At 39.2% G+C, this 23137-nt stretch carries 17 protein-coding genes; 11 read left to right on the top strand and 6 right to left on the bottom strand.

The genetic code is table 11. The annotated features are described in order from the left end of the window. Positions 1 to 216: 216 nt before the first annotated feature. The gene (locus H4J57_RS09770; protein ID WP_182242646.1) at positions 217 to 2400 is read right to left on the bottom strand and encodes a prolyl oligopeptidase family protein; all 2184 of its coding nucleotides are present in this window, start codon (positions 2398 to 2400) and stop codon (positions 217 to 219) included. A gap of 191 nt (positions 2401 to 2591) precedes the next feature. Here H4J57_RS09770 and H4J57_RS09765 point away from each other — a divergent pair, with 191 nt between their 5' ends. Further along, positions 2592 to 3437 carry a carboxylate/amino acid/amine transporter gene (locus H4J57_RS09765; protein WP_182242645.1) on the top strand — a complete coding sequence of 282 codons (846 nt, stop codon included), beginning with the start codon at positions 2592 to 2594 and terminating at the stop codon, positions 3435 to 3437. A 214-nt stretch (positions 3438 to 3651) separates the two neighbouring features. Continuing rightward, on the top strand, positions 3652 to 4086 hold the full coding sequence (locus H4J57_RS09760) for a GNAT family N-acetyltransferase (RefSeq protein ID WP_182242644.1): 435 nt from the start codon (positions 3652 to 3654) through the stop codon (positions 4084 to 4086). Positions 4087 to 4170: 84 nt separating this feature from the next. On the opposite strand, the gene H4J57_RS09755 is transcribed toward H4J57_RS09760, so the two are convergent. Continuing rightward, on the bottom strand, positions 4171 to 5052 hold the full coding sequence (locus H4J57_RS09755; RefSeq protein WP_182215951.1) for a LysR family transcriptional regulator: 882 nt from the start codon (positions 5050 to 5052) through the stop codon (positions 4171 to 4173). A 132-nt stretch (positions 5053 to 5184) separates the two neighbouring features. Here H4J57_RS09755 and H4J57_RS09750 point away from each other — a divergent pair, with 132 nt between their 5' ends. Both H4J57_RS09750 and H4J57_RS09745 read left to right on the top strand, forming a co-directional pair. After that, a complete protein-coding gene (locus H4J57_RS09750) occupies positions 5185 to 6366 on the top strand; it encodes an acyl-CoA dehydrogenase (protein ID WP_182242643.1) in 1182 nt (393 codons plus the stop codon). After that, entirely contained in the window at positions 6366 to 7607 is a 1242-nt protein-coding gene (locus H4J57_RS09745; RefSeq protein ID WP_182215955.1) for a CaiB/BaiF CoA-transferase family protein, read from the top strand. Before H4J57_RS09750 ends, H4J57_RS09745 begins: the two co-directional genes overlap by 1 nt. A gap of 35 nt (positions 7608 to 7642) precedes the next feature. On the opposite strand, the gene H4J57_RS09740 is transcribed toward H4J57_RS09745, so the two are convergent. Continuing rightward, positions 7643 to 8464, bottom strand: coding sequence for a sterol desaturase family protein (locus H4J57_RS09740; protein WP_182242642.1), 822 nt, complete (start codon positions 8462 to 8464; stop codon positions 7643 to 7645). Next, positions 8455 to 8919 (bottom strand): SRPBCC family protein, encoded by a 465-nt coding sequence (locus H4J57_RS09735; RefSeq protein WP_182242641.1) that lies wholly within the window; start codon positions 8917 to 8919, stop codon positions 8455 to 8457. The genes H4J57_RS09740 and H4J57_RS09735 overlap by 10 nt, the downstream gene beginning before the upstream one ends. A gap of 98 nt (positions 8920 to 9017) precedes the next feature. Between H4J57_RS09735 and H4J57_RS09730 the strand changes: the two genes are divergently transcribed. Then, positions 9018 to 10025 carry an AraC family transcriptional regulator gene (locus H4J57_RS09730; protein ID WP_182222433.1) on the top strand — a complete coding sequence of 336 codons (1008 nt, stop codon included), beginning with the start codon at positions 9018 to 9020 and terminating at the stop codon, positions 10023 to 10025. 165 nt (positions 10026 to 10190) lie between these two features. On the opposite strand, the gene H4J57_RS09725 is transcribed toward H4J57_RS09730, so the two are convergent. After that, positions 10191 to 13430 (bottom strand): TonB-dependent receptor, encoded by a 3240-nt coding sequence (locus H4J57_RS09725; protein ID WP_182242640.1) that lies wholly within the window; start codon positions 13428 to 13430, stop codon positions 10191 to 10193. 553 nt (positions 13431 to 13983) lie between these two features. Here H4J57_RS09725 and H4J57_RS20045 point away from each other — a divergent pair. After that, positions 13984 to 14175 (top strand): transketolase-like TK C-terminal-containing protein, encoded by a 192-nt coding sequence (locus tag H4J57_RS20045; RefSeq protein ID WP_259366834.1) that lies wholly within the window; start codon positions 13984 to 13986, stop codon positions 14173 to 14175. Between the two features lie 432 nt (positions 14176 to 14607). Continuing rightward, entirely contained in the window at positions 14608 to 16245 is a 1638-nt protein-coding gene (locus tag H4J57_RS09715; protein ID WP_182215966.1) for an endonuclease, read from the top strand. Between the two features lie 389 nt (positions 16246 to 16634). Here the strand turns inward: H4J57_RS09715 and H4J57_RS09710 are convergent, their stop codons facing one another. Beyond that, positions 16635 to 17210 carry a TetR/AcrR family transcriptional regulator gene (locus H4J57_RS09710; RefSeq protein WP_259366833.1) on the bottom strand — a complete coding sequence of 192 codons (576 nt, stop codon included), beginning with the start codon at positions 17208 to 17210 and terminating at the stop codon, positions 16635 to 16637. Between the two features lie 267 nt (positions 17211 to 17477). Here H4J57_RS09710 and deoD point away from each other — a divergent pair, with 267 nt between their 5' ends. Genes deoD through xdhC form a run of 4 tightly spaced genes read left to right on the top strand, consistent with a single transcriptional unit; the run spans position 17478 to position 23067 of the window. Beyond that, on the top strand, positions 17478 to 18182 hold the full coding sequence (gene deoD / locus H4J57_RS09705) for a purine-nucleoside phosphorylase (RefSeq protein WP_182215970.1): 705 nt from the start codon (positions 17478 to 17480) through the stop codon (positions 18180 to 18182). Between the two features lie 35 nt (positions 18183 to 18217). Next, entirely contained in the window at positions 18218 to 19771 is a 1554-nt protein-coding gene (gene xdhA / locus H4J57_RS09700; protein ID WP_182242638.1) for a xanthine dehydrogenase small subunit, read from the top strand. Further along, complete coding sequence (gene xdhB, locus H4J57_RS09695) at positions 19764 to 22136, top strand: xanthine dehydrogenase molybdopterin binding subunit (protein ID WP_182242637.1); 2373 nt, start codon at positions 19764 to 19766, stop codon at positions 22134 to 22136. The genes xdhA and xdhB overlap by 8 nt, the downstream gene beginning before the upstream one ends. Beyond that, positions 22129 to 23067, top strand: a complete 939-nt coding sequence (xdhC, locus tag H4J57_RS09690) for a xanthine dehydrogenase accessory protein XdhC (protein WP_182242636.1) — start codon at positions 22129 to 22131, stop codon at positions 23065 to 23067. The genes xdhB and xdhC overlap by 8 nt, the downstream gene beginning before the upstream one ends. The last annotated feature ends 70 nt before the right edge of the window (positions 23068 to 23137 follow it).

Genomic DNA, 23137 nt, shown 5'->3' with positions numbered 1-23137 from the left:
GTGGGTATTTATTTACCCATATTAGCCTCGAAAGGTACTTTAAATAAAGGTACGGAAACGAAGTTCCTTATAGCTATTGATAACAAGACTTCGTTACTGCTATTAATAAAAAGTCTGTTTAACGACGTTAAACAGACTTCAAAAAACCTACGGTGATAATTAGACAAGTGCTGCGAATTATCCTGCCACTATCATCAGTTTTACGCTATAAAACTGTTAATTATTTACTAACTTTTGCATTAAATAAGTATGTTGCAGTGCGATTCGCTTGGCGGTTTCTTTAAGGTTGGCAGCAGCAGAGTGCCCACCATCAATGTTTTCATAGTATAAAAATTTATGCCCTTGATCTTCCATGCGTTTCGCTACTTTTCGAGCATGTCCCGGATGAACACGATCATCTTTTGTCGATGTTATAAAGAAGACTTCTGGATAATCTACAGCAGGGTCAATATTATGATAAGGCGAAATGCTCCGTAAAAACTTACCTTCAATTTCGTTTTCAGGGTCGCCATATTCGCCCATCCATGAGGCACCTGCTAATAGGGTATGATAGCGCATCATATCAAGCAGGGGCACAGCACATATTACCGCATTGAATAAATCAGGACGTTGGGTAAACATCACCCCCATTAACAAGCCTCCATTTGAGCCACCTTCGATACCTAAATGCTCAGGAGACGTTATTTTTTTGGTGATTAAATCTTGAGCGACAGCAATAAAATCATCATAAATACGTTGGCGATTGGTTTTTAAACCAGCCTGATGCCATTTAGGTCCATATTCGCCACCGCCTCTAATGTTGGCTAAGACATAGACACCGCCTCTTTCTAACCACAACTTTCCACGAGTAGCCGAATAACTAGGGTTTAGAGAAACTTCAAAGCCGCCATAGCCATACAAAAGGGTTGGGTTTTTACCATCTAACTTTGTATTCTTGTGTCGAACCACAAAGTAGGGAACTTGAGTACCGTCGGTTGAAGAAACAAAAAATTGTTCACTGACCATGCTTTCAGCATCAAACCAGCTAGGTAAAGATTTCGCTTTAGCTTTTTCGCCTGTTGCGGTGTTATACGTATAAAGTGTGTCAGGATTAAGAAAGCTCTCTGCTGAAATAAAAGCAATTTCTTCTTTACTGTTGGTACTGCCAATTGAGACGGAACCATTAGCTGGAAAGTCTAATTTTTTAGAGGTCCATTTATTGTCATGCCAATCGAATTGATGAGCAGAGCCGGTTACATCATGGTAGATGCTCATCAGTACTTTAGATTTTGTGACGCCAAAGTTACCAATTGAAGACTTTTCATCAGGACTAAAAACAAGGTTAACAAGGTCAATTTTGCCATCATTCATAAAATCATCAATGTTAAAGCTGACTAAGTCGCCTAGTTTGAATTCACGCCAGTTTTCGTTTAATTTGACAATCATTTGCCCTTTAAACTCACCACTTAAATTTGATTTTTTAGGTATTGGTAATTTGATTTTTTCACTGATGCTGCCATCACTTTTACGCGGAAACCAATAATACTCGGTGTCATAAAAGGTTAATGCACGGGTAGTAATAATTTCGCGGCGGCCATCACTTAGCTCTGTTATACCCCCCCAATAGCCAACATCTGTTTGCTCGCCACGGTCAATTTCAACGGCACTCGATAAAGCAGTACCGCGTTGCCATATTTTAGAAACCATAGGGTAACCAGATGTTGTCATGGTGTTTTCACCAAAATCAACCCCGATAATTAAGGTGTTTTTGTCTAGCCAATCTATACTGCCTTTGCTTTCTTGGGTGATAAAACCATCGGTTACAAAAGTTTGAGTTTTGGTATTAAACTCACGTTGAATAACGGCATCTTTACCGCCATCAGAAAGGCTGACCATGCAAATTTCATAATCAGGTGAAAGGCAGTTATTGCCTTTGTAGACCCAGTTTTTATTTTCACTTTTTGACAGAGCGTCAAAGTCTAAAACAGTTTGCCAAACCGGAGTGTCTGAAAGGTAACTACTGAGGGTCGATTTTCTCCATATCCCCCTTTCATGTTGCTCATCTTGCCAAAAATTATGCACTTCTCCATTTCGATAAGACGCGTATGGAATTTTGTCTTTACTGTTAACAATCTCCAACACTTCGCTATTCATTTTTTCAAATAGAGGGTCTGCCATTAGGCGGTCGAGGGTGCGGGTATTCCAGCTTTTTACTTCAGTTAATGCTTTGTCACCTAAAACTTCCTCAAGATATAAATGATCTTGATCAGTTTTTCCTAAGGTGTCATAGGTAATAGTTTTATCAAGGTTTTCCACTTTCATTACGGGGGCCTTATTAGGTTCTTTATCATTTTGGCAAGCGGTGAGTGAAAGTGCTGCGCATAAAAATAGGGTTTTCTTGGGGTGATTCAATACAGACATAGTTCCCTTCTATTAAGATTTTGCTGAATATGCATCAATATAAACAGAGTTCGGCATTACATTCAAGTCGCAGCTGAAATAATTGATTTTGCTTGGTTTAGTCTTTATATAGCTTGTTGCGATCTTTTATTGTTTATACCGTAATTAATAACAGATAGACTGCGGTCATTAATTACTTAACGATAGAATTTATGGGCTATTTATTTGCAGTTACCCTGCTATGGGCATTTTCATTTAGTTTAATTGGCGTTTATTTGGCAGGGCAGGTTGATGCATGGTTTAGCGTGCTTATGCGTATAACGCTTGCTACCTTAGTCTTTATACCTTTTTTGAAATTAACAGAAACACCAAAGCCCTTAGCGCTAAAGCTTATGATGATAGGCGCTGTGCAACTTGGCGTTATGTATAGCTTTTATTATCATTCCTTTTTATATTTATCTGTACCGGAAGTCTTATTGTTTACGGTAATGACGCCTATCTATATTACGCTATTAAATGATGCCATTGAAAAACACTTTAACCCTAAATTTTTTCTAACTGCCGTTATCGCCGTCGGTGGCGCTGTAGCTATCCGTTATGAAAGTATTAACAGCAACTTTTGGACAGGCTTTCTGCTCGTACAAGCCGCCAACATCTGTTTTACAACCGGACAAGTTACGTACAAACGCTTAATGGCTAATAGCAAGTTAGATGATAAAACTGTCTTTGGTTGGTTTTTTATTGGTGCATTAATCGTTGCTGTTGTTTGCTATGCCTTATTCGGCAATTCAGATAAATTACCCAATACAGCAACGCAATGGGGTGTCCTTATTTACCTAGGCATTATAGCGTCGGGTTTAGGCTACTTTGGCTGGAATAAAGGTGCTACCTTAGTCAATGTCGGTGCATTAGCCGTGATGAATAATTTACTTATTCCAGCAGGTATTATTGTGAACGTACTTATTTGGAACAGAGATGCCGAACTAGTGAAGTTAAGCATTGGCGCGGGCATTATTTTAGCCGCATTATTATTTAACCATATAAATAATAGAGAATAGTATTTATAAAGGCTCTACTTATTGTTAGTTTCAACGTACGACTTTATTCAAAAGGGCAATGACTAAATTTAGTTGTCTGAAATAATGAACAGCGCTTTATAACGTGCTTACGGTTTCTCTTTTATTGATAAAAGATGATAAAAAAATCAGTCATTATTTTACGATAATAGACGACAATTGTTAGCCACTTGTTGTGATGTTAAATAAGGAATATATGCAAAACTTTTCATGGGTCTACGACCAAGCCGACATTGATTGGCAGCAGTTATCAAGGTTATATCGTATTGCGCCTTTAGGTAATAAAGCCAAAGACGACCTTAATATTGTTTTTTCAAACAGTAAGTTTAAGTGCTTTATTTATGAAAAACAAAAACTTATTGGTGCAGGGAGAGCTTTAGCTGACGGACTTGATTGTTCATATATATGTGATGTTGCTATTCATCCTGAATATCAGGGGATGGGGTTAGGGCGTAAAATGATTAATCAATTAGTTGAGTTATCTTTCGGACATAAAAAAATAATATTATATGCTAATCCGGGTAAAGAAGGTTTTTATAAAAAGCTTGGCTTTAAACAAATGAATACGGCAATGGCTATTTTTAGTAATGAACAGCAGGCAATCGATGTGGGCTTATTAAGTTCAACATAAGGCCAATCTATAAAGACCAAAGCAACGAAGAAAATTTTCTATGTTGCCTAAGCCTAAGCCTAAGCCATAGCCAAGCAAAAATACTTAGTTGATGGGATCGAGAGTAGAGGTTAAACAAGTCATAAAAGCTTTACTCGCTTTAGAAAGGTAATGATCTTTTTTCCATGCCAAACTCAATTTAAAGGCGAGTTTTGGTTCAAACGGAATTGATGTTATCTGCTGTTCATTTTGCAAAATACGCGATAAACAGGTGGTGATACCGACTTCATTGCGAACCAATGATTTTTGCAGTTCAATAAGATTCGTTTCCATACGTATGTCTAATGATAAGTTATGCGCTTTTGCATAGTGGCTAACCACTTCACGTAAAAAATAACCTTGATGAAACAACACCAGCGGCTCTTGACAAAATTGTGCCAATGATAAAGTTTCTTCTTTTGCTAGCGGGTGTGAAATCGCCATAGCAGCAACAATTTCCTCATCAATAAGTTCGGTATAACGCAGTTGTTGATTCTCTAAATCACCGCGGATCAAGGCTAAGTCGAGTTCGCCATTCATTAACATTTTCTCGAGTGCCGCTGTGCCTTGGTCAATCAAGTGTATTTTTATTTTTGGATACTTTTGCTTAAATGCCGTTAATACTTTCGGAAAATAATATGAGCCCATCATCGCGGAAACACCAAAGCGAATGGTACCTCGTTCTAAATCTTTCAGTTCTTCTAACTCTAATTCAACTTGTTTTGCTTGGCTTAATAATTGTGTTGCCAGTTTATAGAGCACTTCACCTTCAGCGGTTAATAAGGAGTTTTTATCGGTACGATTAATTAGCTTCAAACCAACCTCTTGTTCTAGCTTTTGAATAGCTATACTCAATGCTGGCTGAGCAATACCTATTTTATGTGCAGCCCGAGTAAAATTGCCTAATAAGGCTAATTGACAAAAATATGCTAAACGCTTTAAATTCATATTAAGCCTACCGATAAGTAAAAGTTATGATAAATATAATAACTATATATTATATTTATTTTTATTTTGAGGATAGAGTTAACATATAAATATAAACTTTAGCGCATAACCGCCTACTAATGGAGTTACCTGATGAGCGACAAATTAACGCCTTTCAACTGGCAAGACCCGATGTTCCTTGATAATCAATTAACCGAAGAAGAGCGTATGATACGCGATACCGCTTATGATTATTGCCAAGAAAAATTGATGCCCAGAGTACTCGAAGCAAATCGACATGAACATTTTGACCGAGAAATAATGCGTGAATTAGGTCAATTGGGTTTACTAGGGGCTACTTTGCCTGCTAAGTATGGTGGCAGTGAAGTTAATTATGTTAGCTATGGCTTAATCGCTCGTGAAGTAGAACGCGTTGACAGTGGCTATCGTAGCGCGATGAGTGTGCAATCATCACTCGTTATGCATCCTATCTATGCCTATGGTACACAAGAGCAGCGGATGAAATATTTACCTAAACTTGCTTCCGGCGAATGGGTGGGTTGTTTCGGGTTAACTGAGCCTAATTCAGGTAGTGATCCTACTTCAATGAGCACGCACGCCAAGAAAGTTGAGGGTGGCTATGCTTTAACGGGCAGTAAAATGTGGATCACCAATTCGCCTATCGCTGATGTGTTTGTTGTTTGGGCAAAGTTTGAAGGAATAATTCGCGGCTTTGTGCTTGAAAAAGGTATGACAGGGTTAACAGCACCAAAAATCGAGGGCAAATTTTCTTTACGTGCTTCAATCACTGGCGAAATTGTTATGGATAACGTTTTTGTACCCGATGAAAATATGTTCCCAGAGATTAAAGGCTTAGCAGGGCCTTTTGGTTGTTTAAATAAAGCGCGCTATGGCATCGCTTGGGGCTCTTTAGGGGCTGCAGAGTTCTGTTTTAATGCCGCAAGACTTTACACGATAGACCGTGAGCAATTTGGTCGCCCCTTGGCTGCTAACCAATTAATTCAAAAGAAACTTGCCGATATGCAAACTGAGATAAGTCTTGGTCTACAAGGTTGCTTACAAATGGGACGGTTAATGGATGCGGATCAATGTCCGGTTGAATTAATTTCACTATTGAAACGTAATAATTGTGGTAAATCGCTTGATATTGCTCGTGTTGCACGTGATATGCACGGTGGCAATGGCATCAGTGATGAGTATGGGGTTATTCGCCATATGATGAATCTTGAAGCGGTTAATACCTATGAAGGTACCCATGATGTGCATGCCCTTATTTTAGGCCGAGCCATTACCGGTTTACAAGCTTTTTGCTAATGACAGATACTTTTACAAACGCAAACCCTCCATCGGCATTAGCGGGTATCAAGGTAGTCGATTTAAGCCGGATACTTGCGGGGCCTTGGGCCTCGCAAATGCTCGCTGATCTGGGGGCTGAGGTGATAAAAGTTGAACGGCCAAAAGTAGGTGATGACACCCGCTTTTGGGGGCCTCCTTTTGTAAAACCCCAAACAGCCAGTCAACCGCCACAAGCGGCGTACTTTCATTGTGCTAATCGCAACAAGAAATCTATTGCCATTGATATTCAATGTCAGCAAGGTCAACAGATCATTAAAGATTTAGTGGCGCAGTCAGACGTTTTTATTGAAAACTTTAAAGTCGGTGATTTAGCTAAATATGGTTTAGATTATGCTGAGTTGAAAAAAATTAATCCTAATTTGGTGTATTGTTCAATTACTGGCTATGGGCAAACGGGTCCTTATGCTCACAAACCCGGTTACGATGCCATGATACAAGGCGAGGGTGGCCTGATGAGTATTACCGGTGAACAGCAAGGCAGTCCAATGAAGGTTGGGGTTGCAGTCGTGGATATTATGACCGGGCTATATAGCTGTAACGCTATTTTAGCCGCTCTTATGGCTAGGCATCACACCAAGTGTGGTCAATATATTGATATGGCTTTACTTGATGTTCAAACAGCAATGCTGGCTAATCAAGCGATGAATTACTTAACCACTAATGAAAACCCACCTCGATTAGGTAATGCACACCCAAACATCGTGCCCTATCAAACGTTTACCACCCAAGACGGTGACTTAATTTTAGCCATCGGCAATGACAGCCAATTTTCAAGGTTTTGTCATTTGTGTCAGCTAAACGAGTTTGCAGCAGACGACCGCTATAGCACGAATGCTCAACGGGTTCTTCATCGAGACGATGTGGTGTCGACATTGGCTAAAAAAATTAAGACACAAACAACGCAGTGGTGGATAGCGCAACTTGAATTGATATCAGTACCTTGTGGGCCGGTAAATACCCTAGAGCAAGTATTTGACCATCCTCAAATAAAACACCGAGCTATGGTTAAGCAACTGCCAAACGATGATGGCGATTTAATCGATGTTGTGGCATCACCCATTAATCTGTCGGCGACACCTCTGCAATACCATAGTGCAGCACCCGAGTTAGGACAGCATACCTACTTTGTTTTAAAGGATATGCTTAACTATGATGATGCCATTATCTCAAGTGCTTTTGAGCAAGGTGTTGTTGCTTAGTCGTAAGAACCAGCAAAGCTTAGCGGTTATCTCACTTATTTCTCTTTAACGGAGCTGGTCGGATAACCAAAGAGTACCTTCAGTTTTGCTTTCATGCCTTTACTGGTCAACATACTGCTTATTAAATAACGCCATTGATGAAAGGTAATTGTCAGTGGATTATTACTGTGCAGTTGTCCAACAATACCGTATTTACAAGGTTTTTCTGATTCTTCTTCGGCAAAGGTGCCAAATAATTTATCCCAAATAATCAGTACCCCAGCAAAATTTTTATCCAGGTAACCTGCATTTATTGCATGGTGAACCCTGTGATGCGATGGGGTATTAAATACTTTTTCGAACCACCCTAACTTATTCACAACTTGAGTGTGAACAAAAAATTGATAAGCTAAATTAAGTGCCACTACAGTAAATACGGTAATGGGGTCAAAACCTAGTAATATCATTGGCAACCAAAATAGCCACATACCGGCAAGCGGATACATTAAGCTCTGTCTAAAGGCGGTAGTAAAGTTCATTTTGGTCGAACTATGATGAACCACATGCGCGGCCCATAACCAATGAATATGGTGAGATGCCTTATGAAACCAATAATACAAGAAGTCTTGCAAGATAAAGGCGCCAAAAATACTGATAGGGGTTAGCGCTATATCAAATAGTCGATAATCATAAAGCCAATAAAAAAAGGGCATTAAAATCAGTAAGGCGACAGCATCTGCACCTTGATGCATCAGAGCCAGTGCCGTGTTGGCGAAGCTGTCTTTGATATCGTAATAACGGCGATATTTAATAAATTCTAACGTAACAAAAATAATAAAGACTGGGCTTAGCGCCAGTAAAATAATTTCTATGGACATACCATGTCACCTTTAAAGTGTAACGCTAATTTTTTAAGTGCTTGCACTAAATCTTTTCTAATAAAAAAAGCCAGTATAAAGCTAGGTAACCACCAGGGGGCTTTGCAGCTAATATGGTAGGTAACTTCAGTGGTTGCTGGGATGCTACTATCTTTAGCCAAAGTATTTTCATTAAAATAAATGTCGCCGCGATGCTCTGCAACGGGTTTATTACCCATTATTTGATAACTTATGTGGTGATGGTCAGCGCTAATAATACGCTCAGAAAACTTAATGCCACTGATTTTTACTTGCCTAATAGCGCCTTTACCACCTTTTAGTTCATCTTTATTTTGTGGTTGAATCAGGCTAAAAGTTGCATCAAAAAAACGACTTAATTGATGATGCTCTAGCAAGGTCTCGCAAATTTGTTGCGGCGTTGCATTGATATTCTGTTTTAAGGTTATTGAGATCATAGTTACAACGCACCACTCTTGATAATTACCACTAGTATAAAAAAAACTTCCGTGGCAGACTTGCTCATAGATGACCATTTTTTAGCTTTAGGTGACAAATGACTACGTTGGCCGATCATTATTATACAAGTTGCCTTGATTACCTTGAAACGCTTGGTTTAGAGAGTCAAAGCGTTTTGTCAGCGATACACTTTGATGAATACGCTAATAAGCAAGCACAACAGTTAGCGCCTCGCATTAGTTTAGGCAGTTATAATGCACTGCTTGATTATGCGCAACAGACTCTAAATGAGCCAATTTTTGGATTTAAATTAGGTCAGCAGATCAGAGCCGCCGATTTTGGTGTGCTGGGTTATCTCATCGAATCGAGTAATAATTTAGCAAGCGCAATTTCATCGCTGTTAATTTATGACCGTTTGGTCGCTGATATCGGCAAGGCTGAATTTGAACAACAAGAAGATATTGCTATTATTCGATGGTTGCCAGACGCAAGCTGCAGCCCGCAGGCTATTTTACGTAATATGACGGCTTGGGTCAGTGTTATTCGCCAATTGCTTAACTCCCAGCTTTCACCTAGTTATATTTTTTTTACTGAGTCTTGGCCTGATATTGAAATAAAGAGACTCGCTGATTGGTTTAACTGCCCGATTAAAACTAATGCACAATATAATCAAATTATCTTTCCTAGTAGCTATTTAGCACTGCCTTTTAAAACTGATAACGCCGCTATTAATTTAGCACTTAAACAAGTATCGGCGCAGCAATTGTCAGGTTTTAAAAGCCAACAGTGCTTAGCCGAGAAAATAAGCCATCTCCTAATGGCTAAAAATGATTTGGACGATTGCAATTTAATACGCACAGCAAGTGCTTTAAACATGACAGTTCGAACGGTGCAACGTCAGTTAAAACAACAACAGACCTCGTTTGCTTATTTACTTGAAAGCGAACGCAAAAGGCGGTTACAAGGCTATATGGGTAAATATCCCTTAGGTACTATCGCCTTAAAACTTGGTTTTAACGATCAAAGTTCTTTTAATCGCGCATTTAAACGTTGGTATGGTTGCAGCCCTCTGTATTACTTAAAATATAAATTAATTAAAACATAAGCTTATTCTTCTGGGGACCACTAGATAAACCCCAGCAGGTAATGATATTTGTGAGCATTCTTATCAGTTAAAAGTTAGCCGTAAAATAAAAAAACGGCTTTGAATTAAATCAAAGCCGTTCGATTTTTATACAAAACTGTTATTAAGCAGTTTTACCGATTGGTATTAGAATTTGTAGTTAATACCTACCTTCATCTGCCAACCAGATGAGCCTAATACTGTTCGATCGTAACTGCGAGTATCAGAGCCATTATAAACTTTATCTATTTTATATTTACCATCACCATCTAAACCAGCAAAATCATAAATAGCTTGTTGTGGATAGCCCATTCGCTTTTCAACACCCCAGTCATCATTTAACATGTTAGCAAAATTGTTGACCATCAAGAATACTTCACCTTTATGACCTTCTGCAAAACCTGGGATCTGTTGCTTAATGCTTAGATCCATCGTTGTTACCCAAGGTTGTGTGCCAGTATTACGGTCAAGAATTTCACCTCGTTCGCTAATACCTGCTCGGTCTAAAAGCGCTTCTAACTCGTTCCATTTCATTCCCGAATCGGTCCAATTTACATTTGGATCATCAGCACCTGTTGGAATGTACGCTAAGTAAGCCGAGTTTGAATAAAAGTCGCGAGTATCACCTAAGTCTTCATCTTGATAGTTACCTGTTACCCAGCTAAATGGACGGCCTGAACGACGTTCAAAGAATAAGTTGATATTGGTTTTATAACCGGCAAAAAACTCAGTTTCATAGCCTAAGTTAATTTTTAGGTTATGCTCAACTTCATAATTACCACGAGCAACGAAATCAAGATTACGGCTTTTAACAACATTATTTTTGTAGTTACTTTGTGCGCGTGATGATGAGCCTGCGTGATTTTCTTCGATATCTTGATGAGCGTAAGACATAGTCATACTTAAGCCATTGTCCCAACGCTTTGCTAACGCTGTTGAGAAGATAATAGAGCGACCATTGCCTTGCGCGTTAGTCATTTGAATATCAAAGTTATCCTTTACATCACCGGTGTAACGGCTTTCATAGATTAGACGTTCACCATCAGCAGCGGTAATAGGATAAAGTAATGCGGTATTTTTCCAAACAGCTTCATTTTCTTTAACATGGTACATCAACTCTGTTGACCAGTTAAAGTTTTCGCCTAAGCCATCAATGTCAAAAGTGTAATCTGCGGCAATGCGGCTACGCCAACTTGAAGGGAGTTTGAAATTCGGGTCAGTATAGTTTGTACTACCAGCGCCTTTTTCAAGTGAGCTGATTATTTCGCTAGGAACATTGAAGTCAATCTCAACAAGTCTATCTTTATAATAATCTTCAACCACTTTACTTGATGCAGCAACCAGCGTAATACCGTCATTTTGAAATGGGTTGTTATACCAAACATTTGGGATACCACCTTGAAAACGACCAATACCCGCAGAAAGTGTTAGTTTTTCAGAGAATCTCCATTCAATATTAACCCGTGGTAAAATAATATCTAAACCGTCAAGATTTTCCTGGTTAGTGTAACCGTAAGTTTCTTGAAATTTGCTATTAAGTGTTGGTTTGTCGCTTGATGATAATCGTTCATAACGAACACCTGCAGTAACATTGATATCGTCTGTTAGGTCGAAGTTGTCTTCAATATAAAAGGATAGTTGGCTACGTGAAACATCGTAAGCAAGGTCTTGAGTATCGCCGGTATAGGAATTTTGATAAGTAAATTCGCCATATCTAGCTAAATCACGTGCGGCAAAATCTTTAAAGCTTGCAAACTCCCAAGACCCTAGTGAATTAGCCCCAAATAAGTTGTATAAGTTTAAATCTTCATATTGGAGACCAAAATTAATTTCATGGTCATCCATCAAGTAAGTCGCATCTAACGACAATGTCAGGTTTTGAGTGGCTGATTCATTGGCATGACGGAACTGGTCTTGTCCAAAAACAAACTGTGGACCACGGTATTCTGTAATAGCGGTTATTTCACCGATATCACTATTAGTATTGCTATCTGTTGCAACATCTTTGTAGCTTATGCCCATTTCAGTACTGAAGTCATTAGTCCAGTCTGAATAAATTTTAGTGGCGAAGTTATTAAATGTAGTTGCATAAGTATAGCGGTTTGATGCCATGCTAACGGTTGTACCACCGGTACCGGCATTTCGCTCATCTTGATCATCTTGCCATTGGTAGGTGAAATCAAGTCGGTGATCATCATTGATGTTCCAGCTTAATTTAGCTAATAACGTTTCATTGGTGTCTTCTTGATCGCCACCTAAAGAATCAGTGCGGCCATAAACATCACCTAAAATTGTATTGAAGTCATCAAATTGCTCTTGAGAAATATCGTATTCATGGGTAGCGCCGCTGCCTTGGAAACCATAATCCATGGCCAACTCACTAGACCAGTTACTATAGTTAACAAAGAAAAATAGTTTGTCTTCTATAATAGGGCCGCCAACGTTAAAACCAAAACGTGATTGTGTTTTAATAGGGGCAACCGTTTTAGTAACAAATGTTTGATGGTCATCATCATCTAATATATTACGTACTCTGGGGTTCTTTTTATCAACGTCTGAATCAGTATAATAAACTTCAGTTGCTATATCGATTGTTTGAACATCACCAGCCATATCCGGTGTTGAAGTTTCAGCAAAGCCTGAAAATTTAAATTCATTAGATCCTGATTTAGTAACTGCATTAATGGTACCACCACCAAAGTTACCTTTTTGTGCTGAAAATGGTGACACATCGACTGATATTTGCGCAATAGCATCTAACGATATTGGTGGTTGCTCTGTTGGGTAGCCACCATAGTTAAGTCCAAAGTCATCATTCTGGCCAATACCATCAACGGTTAAACTGTTTGAACGTGGGTTACCACCAGCAATAATTAACTCGCCGTTACCATTAATACTTGCTAATGGGTTTAAACGGGCAATGTCTTTAATATCGCGGTTAAAACTTGGCGTATTCTGAATAAGCTCTGCTCCAAAAATACTGCTTGAACCACCTGATTTTTGAAGAAAACTTGAGCCTGTTACTTGAATACGTTCAATATTATCTGCTTGTAGTTGTTGGCTAATACGATGAGTATCACCAAGATTAAGAAAAATATTATCTAAAGTGGTATCACTATATGTGTCTGAATCAATAATAACAGTATAAGGACCACCAACACGTAAACCTTTAGCGGTAAAGGTACCTGTGGCATTTGTCATAAACTCACGGCTAGTTTTTGAAGGCTCATGAATAACGGTGATTTTAACATTACTAGCGGCTTCGCCCGTAGGGCTTAGAATTTTACCTCGCATTGAAGACGAGGTATCTGCAGCCATTGCAGAAGTCGATAAGCCAACAGCGATCACAATCGCACTGGCTATTTTTGACAGTCTTAGTTTGTTCATTTTATATTTGTTCCCTAAGTTTTTAAAAAGAACCAACGTTATTCTGTAACATTTTCATTGAAATATCAGTGATCCGTTAGTTCAAATAATCTCTATAAAATAATCAACGTTTCAAATAATTATTTTTACTCTTAAGCTTTATTTAGCAATATTTTTCAATATCGAGCAGCATTTTTCTTCTATAGAGTCATCATTAAAATAATACTATCTTGTCATATGTGTCAAGTTTTTCTTGACCAATTGGACAAGAAAATAATATTTTAAATAATAGTATCATAAACAATGAAACCTAAAGTAGGAGTAACCCTCTTGCCACGTAAAAAATTAACTAATGCTATGTTTCCTTTGGGCAAGGAGAAGATGACCCAACGCATTAACCGATAGAACAACTAACCCATTTACCTACTACACCTAACCTGACAACTTGGCGTCCTTGTGATGCCACTGAATCTACTGTTGTTTGGAAAATGGCGTTTAAAAATCACCAGTGCATTAATTTTTTCACGTCAAAATTTATCAGCCATACCCCGCAGTGAATCACAGTTAGCAAATATTGAAAAAAGGTGCCTGCGTATTAACCACTTGTAAAGGGGCACCAGAGGTTATCTTAATTGTGACAGGCTATGAAGTTGAACTTACTTTCAATGCTGGCAAAGTACTGACCGCGCAAGGACAAAAAGTACAAGTTGTTTCTATGCCATCAACCAATATATTTGATGAGCAAAGTAGCGATTATAAAGAATAAGTACTGCCAGTCGCTTTGACTAAACCTGTTGGAATTGAAGCCGCCATAGCAATTTTTTGAGAAAGTATGTCGGTTTAAGTGGCGGCGTTGTTGGTCTTAGTCGTTTTGAGAGTCAGCTCTGGGTAAAGTATTAATGGCGTACTTTATCTTTACTGTTGATGAGGTTGTTAAAAAAGTTAACGTTTGGTAATAATAATTTAAAAGTAATGCCACAGCCATTAGATAATAATTTATGCTGTGGTATTAATATACAATCTGCACTATTACTTTTTGTTATTTGTTGACTACTTGGTTAAGATTATTTATCTTGGTGTCGTGTCAAATTTGCACTGTATTTGTGTACGTTTTATTCGGGTTTTATTACGGAGTTGCAAGCATTATGGATAATATAGGGAGTGTTACCATTATTTAATAAAAACATAAGGTATATAAATGAACTATAAAAATAATATTGCTGCTTTATTACTCTGTGCTACCAGCCACTATGCTGTTGCAGACGTTAATAATGGAAGCTTTGAAACATGGTTAGCAGGCTCCCCCTCGGGTTGGACGACGATTGATTCTGGTATTAGCGTGAATAAAAATACCACTGTTTTTCAAGAAGGTTTGAGTTCAGCTGAAATTACCGTTAATACCGGTACACAAGGTTCTACCGACATTCAACAACTGGTTAGTGTTGTTGCAGGGCAAACTTACGAATTTTCTGTTTGGGTTTACCATACAGAAGGTAGTATTAAAGCGCGTTTATATATCGATGGCTATCAGGGCTACTCGAATGAAAGTCTAGTTAATCAATGGCAACAAGTTACCCATAGTTATACCGCAAGCGCAACGTCAGATATTGCTGTTGGCTTACGTTTTTACGACATTGCCGGTTTTGATGGTTCTGAAATTGTCTATGTTGACTATTTTCAACCTACTCAAGCATCGGGCGGTGGGACAGGTAGTTGCAGTACCAATAATGTGACTTTTAGTTTAACCACAGATAATTACGGTTACGAAACTAGTTGGACATTAACCAACACGAGTAATCAAGAAGTTGCTAGTGGTAATAACTACGAAAGTTCGACCAGCTATAATGAAAGTTATTGTTTAGCCGATGATGATTATACTTTTACCATTAATGATACTTATGGTGATGGTATTTGCTGTACTTACGGCAATGGCTCTTATGAATTTTCTCTTGCCGGAACTGCATTAATTAACGGTGGTGACTTCAACAGTAGTGAAACCAAAACCTTTACTTTAGGTAACACAGGCGGAATTCCGGGTGGAGGAGGCAGTGGCTCAGGCACTTATTCTGGTACCTATTATGACGGCATTAGCTCGACATCAGGTTACCCGTTAAAAACAGAGCTTTATAATTTAATCAAAGATCATGCAAATCAGGGCTATTCAGCGCTATGGACCTTCTATGAAAACCATTCTTTGGATGTTTATTTTGAAAATGATGGCTCTATATTAGATATATATTCTGAAAATCCGCTGGTGAGTGACAATTATAATTTTATTAAAGTCACCGATCAGTGTGGTAATTATAGCGGTGAAGGCGGTTGTTATAATCGAGAACATACTTTCCCAAAAAGCTGGTTTGGCGGCAAAGTAGAGCCAATGAACTCTGATGTTCATCACATCTATGCAACCGACGGCTTTGTTAATTCGAAACGCGGTGGTTACCCTTACGGTGAAGTTGCCACAGCATCTTTTACTTCAACTAATAACAGTAAATTAGGCTCAGCAACCACGACTTTAGGTTATAGCGGTACTGTGTTTGAACCCATTGATGAATTTAAAGGTGATTTAGCCCGCGCACAATTTTACATGGCGACGCGTTATGAAAACTTGATTGGCGGCTGGCAGAATAATTCAGTGTATGGTGATGCTATTTTAGATGGTAGTAGTAATCAAGTTTTTGAATTATGGCAATTAGAAATGTTATTACGTTGGCATACCAATGACCCGGTCAGTCAAAAAGAAATAGATCGAAATGAAGCGGCACTTGGTCATCAAGGCAACCGTAATCCTTTTGTTGACCACCCTGAATATGTTGACAGTATCTGGGGTAACTAATTAAGGGAACTTCTCTTATTCATAGCTTTTAAAGTATTAGCTAACAAAGTAACGTTAAGGCATTTCATTTTTAAAAGTGAAATGCCTTTTTTATGTTCAGGATGGCCTCTCTCAGACGTCCTGTCTTTCAAGTCATTAGTGCATCCCTGTACGTCAACGGTATGTCACGGTCACATGGATGTGAAGGAGAGACGATGTTCAGGATGGCCTCTCTCAGACGTCATGTCTTTCAAGGCATTAGTGCATCCATGTACGTCAACGGTATGTCACGGTCACATGGATGTGAAAGAGAGACGATGTTAAGGATGGTCTCTCTCAGACATCCTGTCTTTCAAGGCATTAGTGCGTAATATTGAACGTCTACGTTAATATCTATCAGTGTAAATTTTTTACTTACTGATACCACAACCTTTAAGAATTATCTGGGTAAGGGTTTTAGCCACTTGTTCAAAGTCTTCATTACTTAACTTATCTTTACCCATGGCTGCGTTAACTTGTGGGGCAAAATCAGCATAATGTTGCGTGGCTCCCCAAATAGTAAAGAGTAAATAAAGTGGATCAATTGGGTCCATTTTACCTTGCTTAATCCAGCCTTCAATAGTCGCTTTAACCTCATCTATCCAAGTTTTAAAACTGGTTTTTAAGTATTCCTGCAAGCGAGGAGCACCGTGGATAAATTCACCAGCAAATATCCGAGATGCTTCAGGATTGGTTTTTGAATACATCACCTTAGCAAGAATATAATCACCTAAGACTTTAGCAGGTTCTTCAGTCGAGGTAATAATGGATGAATCCCATAAGCTAAGAATTTCTAATAATATATCAGAGTAAATAGCTTCTTTATTTTTATAATAATAATGAACATTTGCTCGTGGGATACCGGCGCGTTCAGCAATGCCTTTTATTGATGCCCCTTTAAAACCATGCTCTAAGAAATCTTGCTCGGCAGCTTTTAAAATGATCAATTGATTCTTTTTTCTGACCCGCCCAGTTGATGACGTGTTTGGTTGTTGATTCTTTATTATTGGCATATTAATCAATCATCTTTGCAGCATTTATTACCAGGGTGGCAAATATAAGCTATTTCAACAATAAAGTTAATAGTCAATTTAGGGTTTAATTTTAGCAGAATTATGATTTTACTTGACACTGGTGTCAGGTTATTTCTATTATGTGAAAATAAATAGCTATAAAATAATTAAAACATCTCTGAACTATTAGGAAAATTTATTATGCCAACACCACATATCTCAGCTAATGTCGGAGATTTTGCCGAAACGGTTATCATGCCGGGTGATCCTTTACGTGCAAAATTCATCGCAGACAACTACCTAACCAATGTTAAACAGGTCACCGAAGTTAGAAATATGTTTGGTTACACGGGCGAATACAAAGGTAAACGTATTTCAGTGATGGGCTCAGGTATGGGGATCCCTTCGATGTCTATTTATGCGACTGAGCTTTACCGAGATTATGGCGTTGAAAATATTATTCGTGTTGGTAGCTGTGGTTCAATTCGTGACGATATACAACTTGAAGATATCGTTATTGCTATGGGTGCCAGCACCGACTCTAATGTTAATCGTCAACGATTGAATAATTATGATTTTGCGGCTATAGCTAACTATGAGTTACTCGAAAAAGTGGTTAGCACCGCGAAGCGTTTAGGCAAAACGCCGAAAGTAGGTAATGTTTTTTCAGCTGATTTGTTTTATGTACCAGAATTTGAAGTATTCGCGAAGTTAGAACAATATGGCATTCTTGCGGTAGAAATGGAAGCGGCTGGTCTTTATGGCGTTGCCGCTGAATTAGGTAAAAAAGCGCTATGCCTGCTAACAGTAAGTGATCATATTAAAACGGGCGAAAAAATGTCAGCAGAAGATCGTCAGTTAAAATTTGGCGAAATGATTGAAGTTACTCTAGAAAGTATTCTTTAGTTTTAGTACGCATATTTGTATAGGTAATTAACCATATGTCAGAAAATAAAATTCAATTTTTGTTAAATAACGAACGTAAAGTTATCGAAAATTGTGATCCTAATATGACGGTACTCAACTATTTAAGAGAAGAGTTGAGTCGAAAAGGGACGAAAGAAGGTTGTGCTTCAGGAGACTGTGGTGCCTGTACAGCAGTGCTTGCTGAAGTGGTTCAATCAGCAAAAAGTCAAACAATAACCGAACATCTTAGCTATCAATCGATTAATACCTGCATTACTTTTTTATCTGCACTTCATGGCAAACAGCTTGTTACAGTAGAAGATTTACAGCAAGGAAATAAATTACATAGTGTTCAACAAGCTATGGTCGATTGCCATGGCTCACAATGTGGCTTTTGTACTCCTGGTTTTGTGATGTCACTTTTTTCATTAAAGAAAAATTTAGCGCAAGCCAAGTCTACTGATGCGACAGATAATTCTCCTGCTGTTGATTTAGACAAAGACATCGAGCATGGCTTAGCGGGTAACTTGTGCCGCTGTACTGGCTATCGCTCTATTACTGAAGCGGCAAAACAAGCTTGTGATAACAATGACGTTGATCAGTTTGAGCACGAGCAAGCGGCGACTATTAAGCAATTAAAACTCATAGCTCAGCAACAAGAAACTGTTGAACTGCACAATAATGGCAAGAGTCTTTATCTTCCTTATACCTTAGATAAATTAGCAAAATTGGTTGAACAATACCCGAAAGCTAAATTGTTAGCCGGTGGTACAGATTTAGCGTTAAGCGTTACCCAAGGTATGGCGCAAATACAAACCATGATTTCGATGAGCAATGTGCGCGAGCTTGCACAAATTAATGAAACAACAGAAACTTTGTCCATTGGCGCTATGGTGAGCTATGAGCAAAGCCATCAGTTATTAAGCCAGCATTATCCAGAATTTGGTCAAATGCTTTATCGCCTTGGTTCAACTCAGGTGAGAAACTCGGGCACGTTAGGGGGAAATGTCGGTAATGCTTCTCCTATTGGAGACACGCCACCCGTGTTAATAGCCTTAGGTGCTAAGTTAGTGCTTCGCAAAGGCGAGCGTACTCGTGAAATATCTGTTGAAGATTACTTTGTTGATTACAAAGTGACACAACTCGAAAGTGGTGAGTTCATTGAACGTATTGAAATTCCAAAAGCTAACAGTAATAAACATCTCAAAGTCTTTAAAATATCAAAACGTTTAGATGACGACATCTCAACGGTGCTTGCCTGTTTCTATATTAAGTTTGCCAATAAAAAAGTGGCTAATATTACCATTGCTTTTGGCGGTATGGCAGGCATCCCAAAACGCGCTTTTTCCTGTGAGCAAGCTTTAATGGGTAAAGAGCCTAGTGAACAAAATATTGCTTTAGCGATGACAGCATTAGCAAAAGACTTCTCTCCGATGTCAGATGTGCGCGCGAGCAGTGAATATCGCTTACAAGTGGCAAAAAACTTAGTGAGAAAATGCTTTTATGAACTAGAACAAACGCATGCAGCAACCCGAATCGAAACCTTTGAAGTTGATACCTTTGAAGGGAAAGGAGTGACTCATGCGTAAATTAAGTGAAATTGATAAAGGTCTTGAAAGTAAAAAAAGTTCTGGCGCGGTTGGGCAATCGACCAAGCATGAGAGTGCTGAAATGCATGTTACCGGCAAAGCCGTTTATACTGATGACAAATTAGAGTCGTTAGGGCAATTGCATGCTGCTGTTGGTATGGCAACAATTGCCAGTGGTAATATTACCGCAATAGACTTATCGGCAGTACGCGCCGCCAAGGGTGTAGTTGCTGTTATTACCTTAGATGACATTGTTGGCCATACTGATATTGGTCCTGTTTTTCCGGGCGATCCAATACTCACCAAAGATGTCGTTGAATTTTATGGTCAAGCTATATTTGCGGTCGCTGCGACGAGCCATGAGTTAGCAAAACAAGCGGTAGCGTTGGCAAAAATTGACTATAAAGAAAAAACACCAGTACTGACTATTAAACAAGCGTTAGAAGCTAAGAGCTTTGTTCGTCCACCGTATAGTATGAAACGTGGTGATAGTGCCACTGCTATTGAGCAAGCTAAGCATCAGCTGAGTGGTGAGATTACCATTGGTGGCCAAGAGCATTTTTATTTGGAAGGTCAAATAGCCAGTGTTATTCCCACCGAAGATGGCGGAATGACCGTTTATTCATCTAGCCAACATCCTGCTGAAGTTCAAAAACTTGTGGCAGAAGTGTTAGGTATTCCTTTTAACCGCGTCGTTGTCGATATGAAACGTATGGGTGGTGGTTTTGGCGGCAAAGAAACACAAGCGGCTGGTTGGTCTTGTTTAGCGGCGGTACTTGCCGATAAAACCCAAAAAGCGGTAAAACTGCGTTTAAATCGTAGCGACGATATGATGATGACTGGTAAACGTCATCCTTTTGAAAATCATTATCAAGTGGGGTTTAATGATCAAGGTGTTATTGAAGGCATAGATATAACGGTCAATGGTAATTGTGGTTACTCACCTGATTTATCAGATGCCATCGTCGACAGAGCCATGTTTCATGCTGATAATGGTTATTACTTGGACCATGTCAGTATTATCGGTAATCGTTGTAAGACGAATACCGCCTCCAATACCGCTTTTCGAGGTTTTGGTGGTCCGCAAGGTATGATGATTATTGAGTGTGTCATGGATGATATTGCTTACTCTCTAGGATTAGACCCACTTGCTGTGCGAAAAGCTAACCTTTACGGTACAGATACGCGCAATATTACCCCGTACCATCAGCAAGTAGAGCACAATAATTTAGCCGAGATGATAACCAAACTTGAGCATAGTTCTCGTTATGGCGAGCGTTGCCAAGAAATTGATGAATTTAATGCCGGCAGTATATTTCTTAAAAAAGGTATTTCACTAACACCGGTTAAATTTGGTATTTCGTTTACCGCTCAGCATCTTAATCAAGCTGGGGCGCTGATTAATATTTATACCGACGGAAGTGTTGATGTTACACATGGCGGCACTGAAATGGGCCAAGGGTTGCATACTAAAATTGCCCAAATCGTTGCACAAGTTTTTGGTATCGCCGTTGATAAGGTAAAAGTATCAGCAACGCGGACCGACAAAGTCCCTAATGCTTCACCAACAGCGGCTTCTTCAGGTACCGATCTCAATGGTAAAGCCGCTCAGAATGCTGCGCAAACAATTAAACAAAGGTTAATTGATTTTGCTGTCGAGCACTTTGCTGTTGAGAGTAACGAGATAACTTTTAGTGACGATTTAATCGATGCCGGTGAACATAAACTCAGTTTTGTAGAGTTAGTCCAAAAAGCGTATTTTGCTCGGGTGTCTTTATCGTCTACCGGTTTTTATCGAACGCCAAAAATTTATTACGATCGAGAAAATGCCCAAGGTCGACCGTTTTTCTATTTTGCGATGGGTGCTTCAGTATCTGAAGTGTTAATCGATACGCTGACCGGTGAATACAAGTTATTACAAACCGATATCCTTCATGATGTTGGTGACTCTTTAAACCCTGCGATAGATATAGGCCAAATTGAAGGTGGTTATATTCAAGGCGTCGGTTGGCTAACCACTGAAGAATTACATTGGAATGATAAGGGACGTTTGTTAACGACTGGGCCGGCCACTTATAAAATTCCTGCTATTAGCGATGCACCAAAAGTCTTTAACGTTGAGTTGTTGAAAGATTCACCTAATCGTGAAGCGACCATTTACCATTCTAAAGCGGTAGGCGAGCCACCGTTTATGTTGGCTATTTCTGTCTGGTCAGCGCTGCGCGCCGCTATTGCTAACTCTGTTGCTGCAAAAGATAGAGCCAAAGGTGTTATTCCGTCGCTTGATACTCCTGCCACACCAGAGCGAGTTTTAAAGGCTGTGCAATTAATAACCGCCCAGCAAGGGATGGCAGCCGATGAATAACCGACAAAGTTGGTCTGAAGCGGTTAGTTCATTAAAGATCAAAGGAGAGGCCTTTGTCTTGCTAACAATTATTGGTGTGCATGGCTCAGCGCCTAGAAATTCTGGTACTAAGATGGTGGTGAGTGCCAATAGCACTTATGACACTATTGGTGGTGGTCACTTAGAGTTTAAGTCTATCGCGATAGCGCAACAATTATTAGCAGACGAAGATAAGAATCAACATATCGAGCACTTTTCTTTAGGTGCTTCCTTAGGGCAATGTTGCGGTGGTGATTGTAGCGTATTATTTGAAAGCTTTGCAGCTTGTAAAACTCAAATAATGCTTTTTGGCGCCGGCCATGTTGGTAAAGCGTTAACGACCATCCTTGCTGACTTACCTTGCCAGCTAAAATGGGTTGATAATCGCCAAGAACAGTTTCCTGTTGAGATGCTGGCAAATGCGCCAGCTAATATTGAGTGTGTTGTTAGTGACAACCCGGTAGATGAAATAGCTAGCATGCCTGCAGGCAGTTTTTTTATCATTATGACCCACAATCATCAATTAGATTTTGAACTATGCCAGGCGCTGTTAAAGCGTGGTGATTATGCGTATGCCGGTTTAATTGGTTCTGAGACAAAATGGAAACGCTTTCAGCATCGCTTAAAACATCGAGAATTTAGTGAGCAGGCTATTGAACAGCTCACTTGTCCTATTGGTTTAAGTGCCGTGCCGGGTAAACGTCCTATGGAAGTTGCGGTATCAATTGCGGCTGAAATTATTGGTTTATATCAAAAAGACGACCATGCGGGTCATCAGTCAACTACCGCGCAAGGTATCAGTTTCAAAGCGTTGACACCGTTACTTAATAGCGCGACTAATCTCCATGTTACCGGTCGAAGCAAAAATAAAGTAACTGATAGCAAACCGATTACAGATAAGATTAATGAATAACTTTACCTTAGGTTCAACAGGCGTTTTTACCCTAGAAGGTATAAAAGCGGCAACACTTATTATTAACAGC

The sequence above is a fragment of the Colwellia sp. BRX8-7 genome, assembly GCF_014077275.1.
Lineage (GTDB): Bacteria > Pseudomonadota > Gammaproteobacteria > Enterobacterales > Alteromonadaceae > Colwellia_A.
This window is presented reverse-complemented; position numbering and strand designations above follow the sequence as displayed.

What these genes read in the sequence shown, in the direction of transcription:
- H4J57_RS09770 (WP_182242646.1), bottom strand. Translation starts at nt 2,400, where the DNA reads ATGTCTGTATTGAATCACCCCAAGAAAACCCTATTTTTATGCGCAGCA.
- H4J57_RS09765 (WP_182242645.1), top strand. Translation starts at nt 2,592, where the DNA reads ATGGGCTATTTATTTGCAGTTACCCTGCTATGGGCATTTTCATTTAGT.
- H4J57_RS09760 (WP_182242644.1), top strand. Translation starts at nt 3,652, where the DNA reads ATGCAAAACTTTTCATGGGTCTACGACCAAGCCGACATTGATTGGCAG.
- H4J57_RS09755 (WP_182215951.1), bottom strand. Translation starts at nt 5,052, where the DNA reads ATGAATTTAAAGCGTTTAGCATATTTTTGTCAATTAGCCTTATTAGGC.
- H4J57_RS09750 (WP_182242643.1), top strand. Translation starts at nt 5,185, where the DNA reads ATGAGCGACAAATTAACGCCTTTCAACTGGCAAGACCCGATGTTCCTT.
- H4J57_RS09745 (WP_182215955.1), top strand. Translation starts at nt 6,366, where the DNA reads ATGACAGATACTTTTACAAACGCAAACCCTCCATCGGCATTAGCGGGT.
- H4J57_RS09740 (WP_182242642.1), bottom strand. Translation starts at nt 8,464, where the DNA reads ATGTCCATAGAAATTATTTTACTGGCGCTAAGCCCAGTCTTTATTATT.
- H4J57_RS09735 (WP_182242641.1), bottom strand. Translation starts at nt 8,919, where the DNA reads ATGATCTCAATAACCTTAAAACAGAATATCAATGCAACGCCGCAACAA.
- H4J57_RS09730 (WP_182222433.1), top strand. Translation starts at nt 9,018, where the DNA reads ATGACTACGTTGGCCGATCATTATTATACAAGTTGCCTTGATTACCTT.
- H4J57_RS09725 (WP_182242640.1), bottom strand. Translation starts at nt 13,430, where the DNA reads ATGAACAAACTAAGACTGTCAAAAATAGCCAGTGCGATTGTGATCGCT.
- H4J57_RS09715 (WP_182215966.1), top strand. Translation starts at nt 14,608, where the DNA reads ATGAACTATAAAAATAATATTGCTGCTTTATTACTCTGTGCTACCAGC.
- deoD (WP_182215970.1), top strand. Translation starts at nt 17,478, where the DNA reads ATGCCAACACCACATATCTCAGCTAATGTCGGAGATTTTGCCGAAACG.
- xdhA (WP_182242638.1), top strand. Translation starts at nt 18,218, where the DNA reads ATGTCAGAAAATAAAATTCAATTTTTGTTAAATAACGAACGTAAAGTT.
- xdhB (WP_182242637.1), top strand. Translation starts at nt 19,764, where the DNA reads ATGCGTAAATTAAGTGAAATTGATAAAGGTCTTGAAAGTAAAAAAAGT.
- xdhC (WP_182242636.1), top strand. Translation starts at nt 22,129, where the DNA reads ATGAATAACCGACAAAGTTGGTCTGAAGCGGTTAGTTCATTAAAGATC.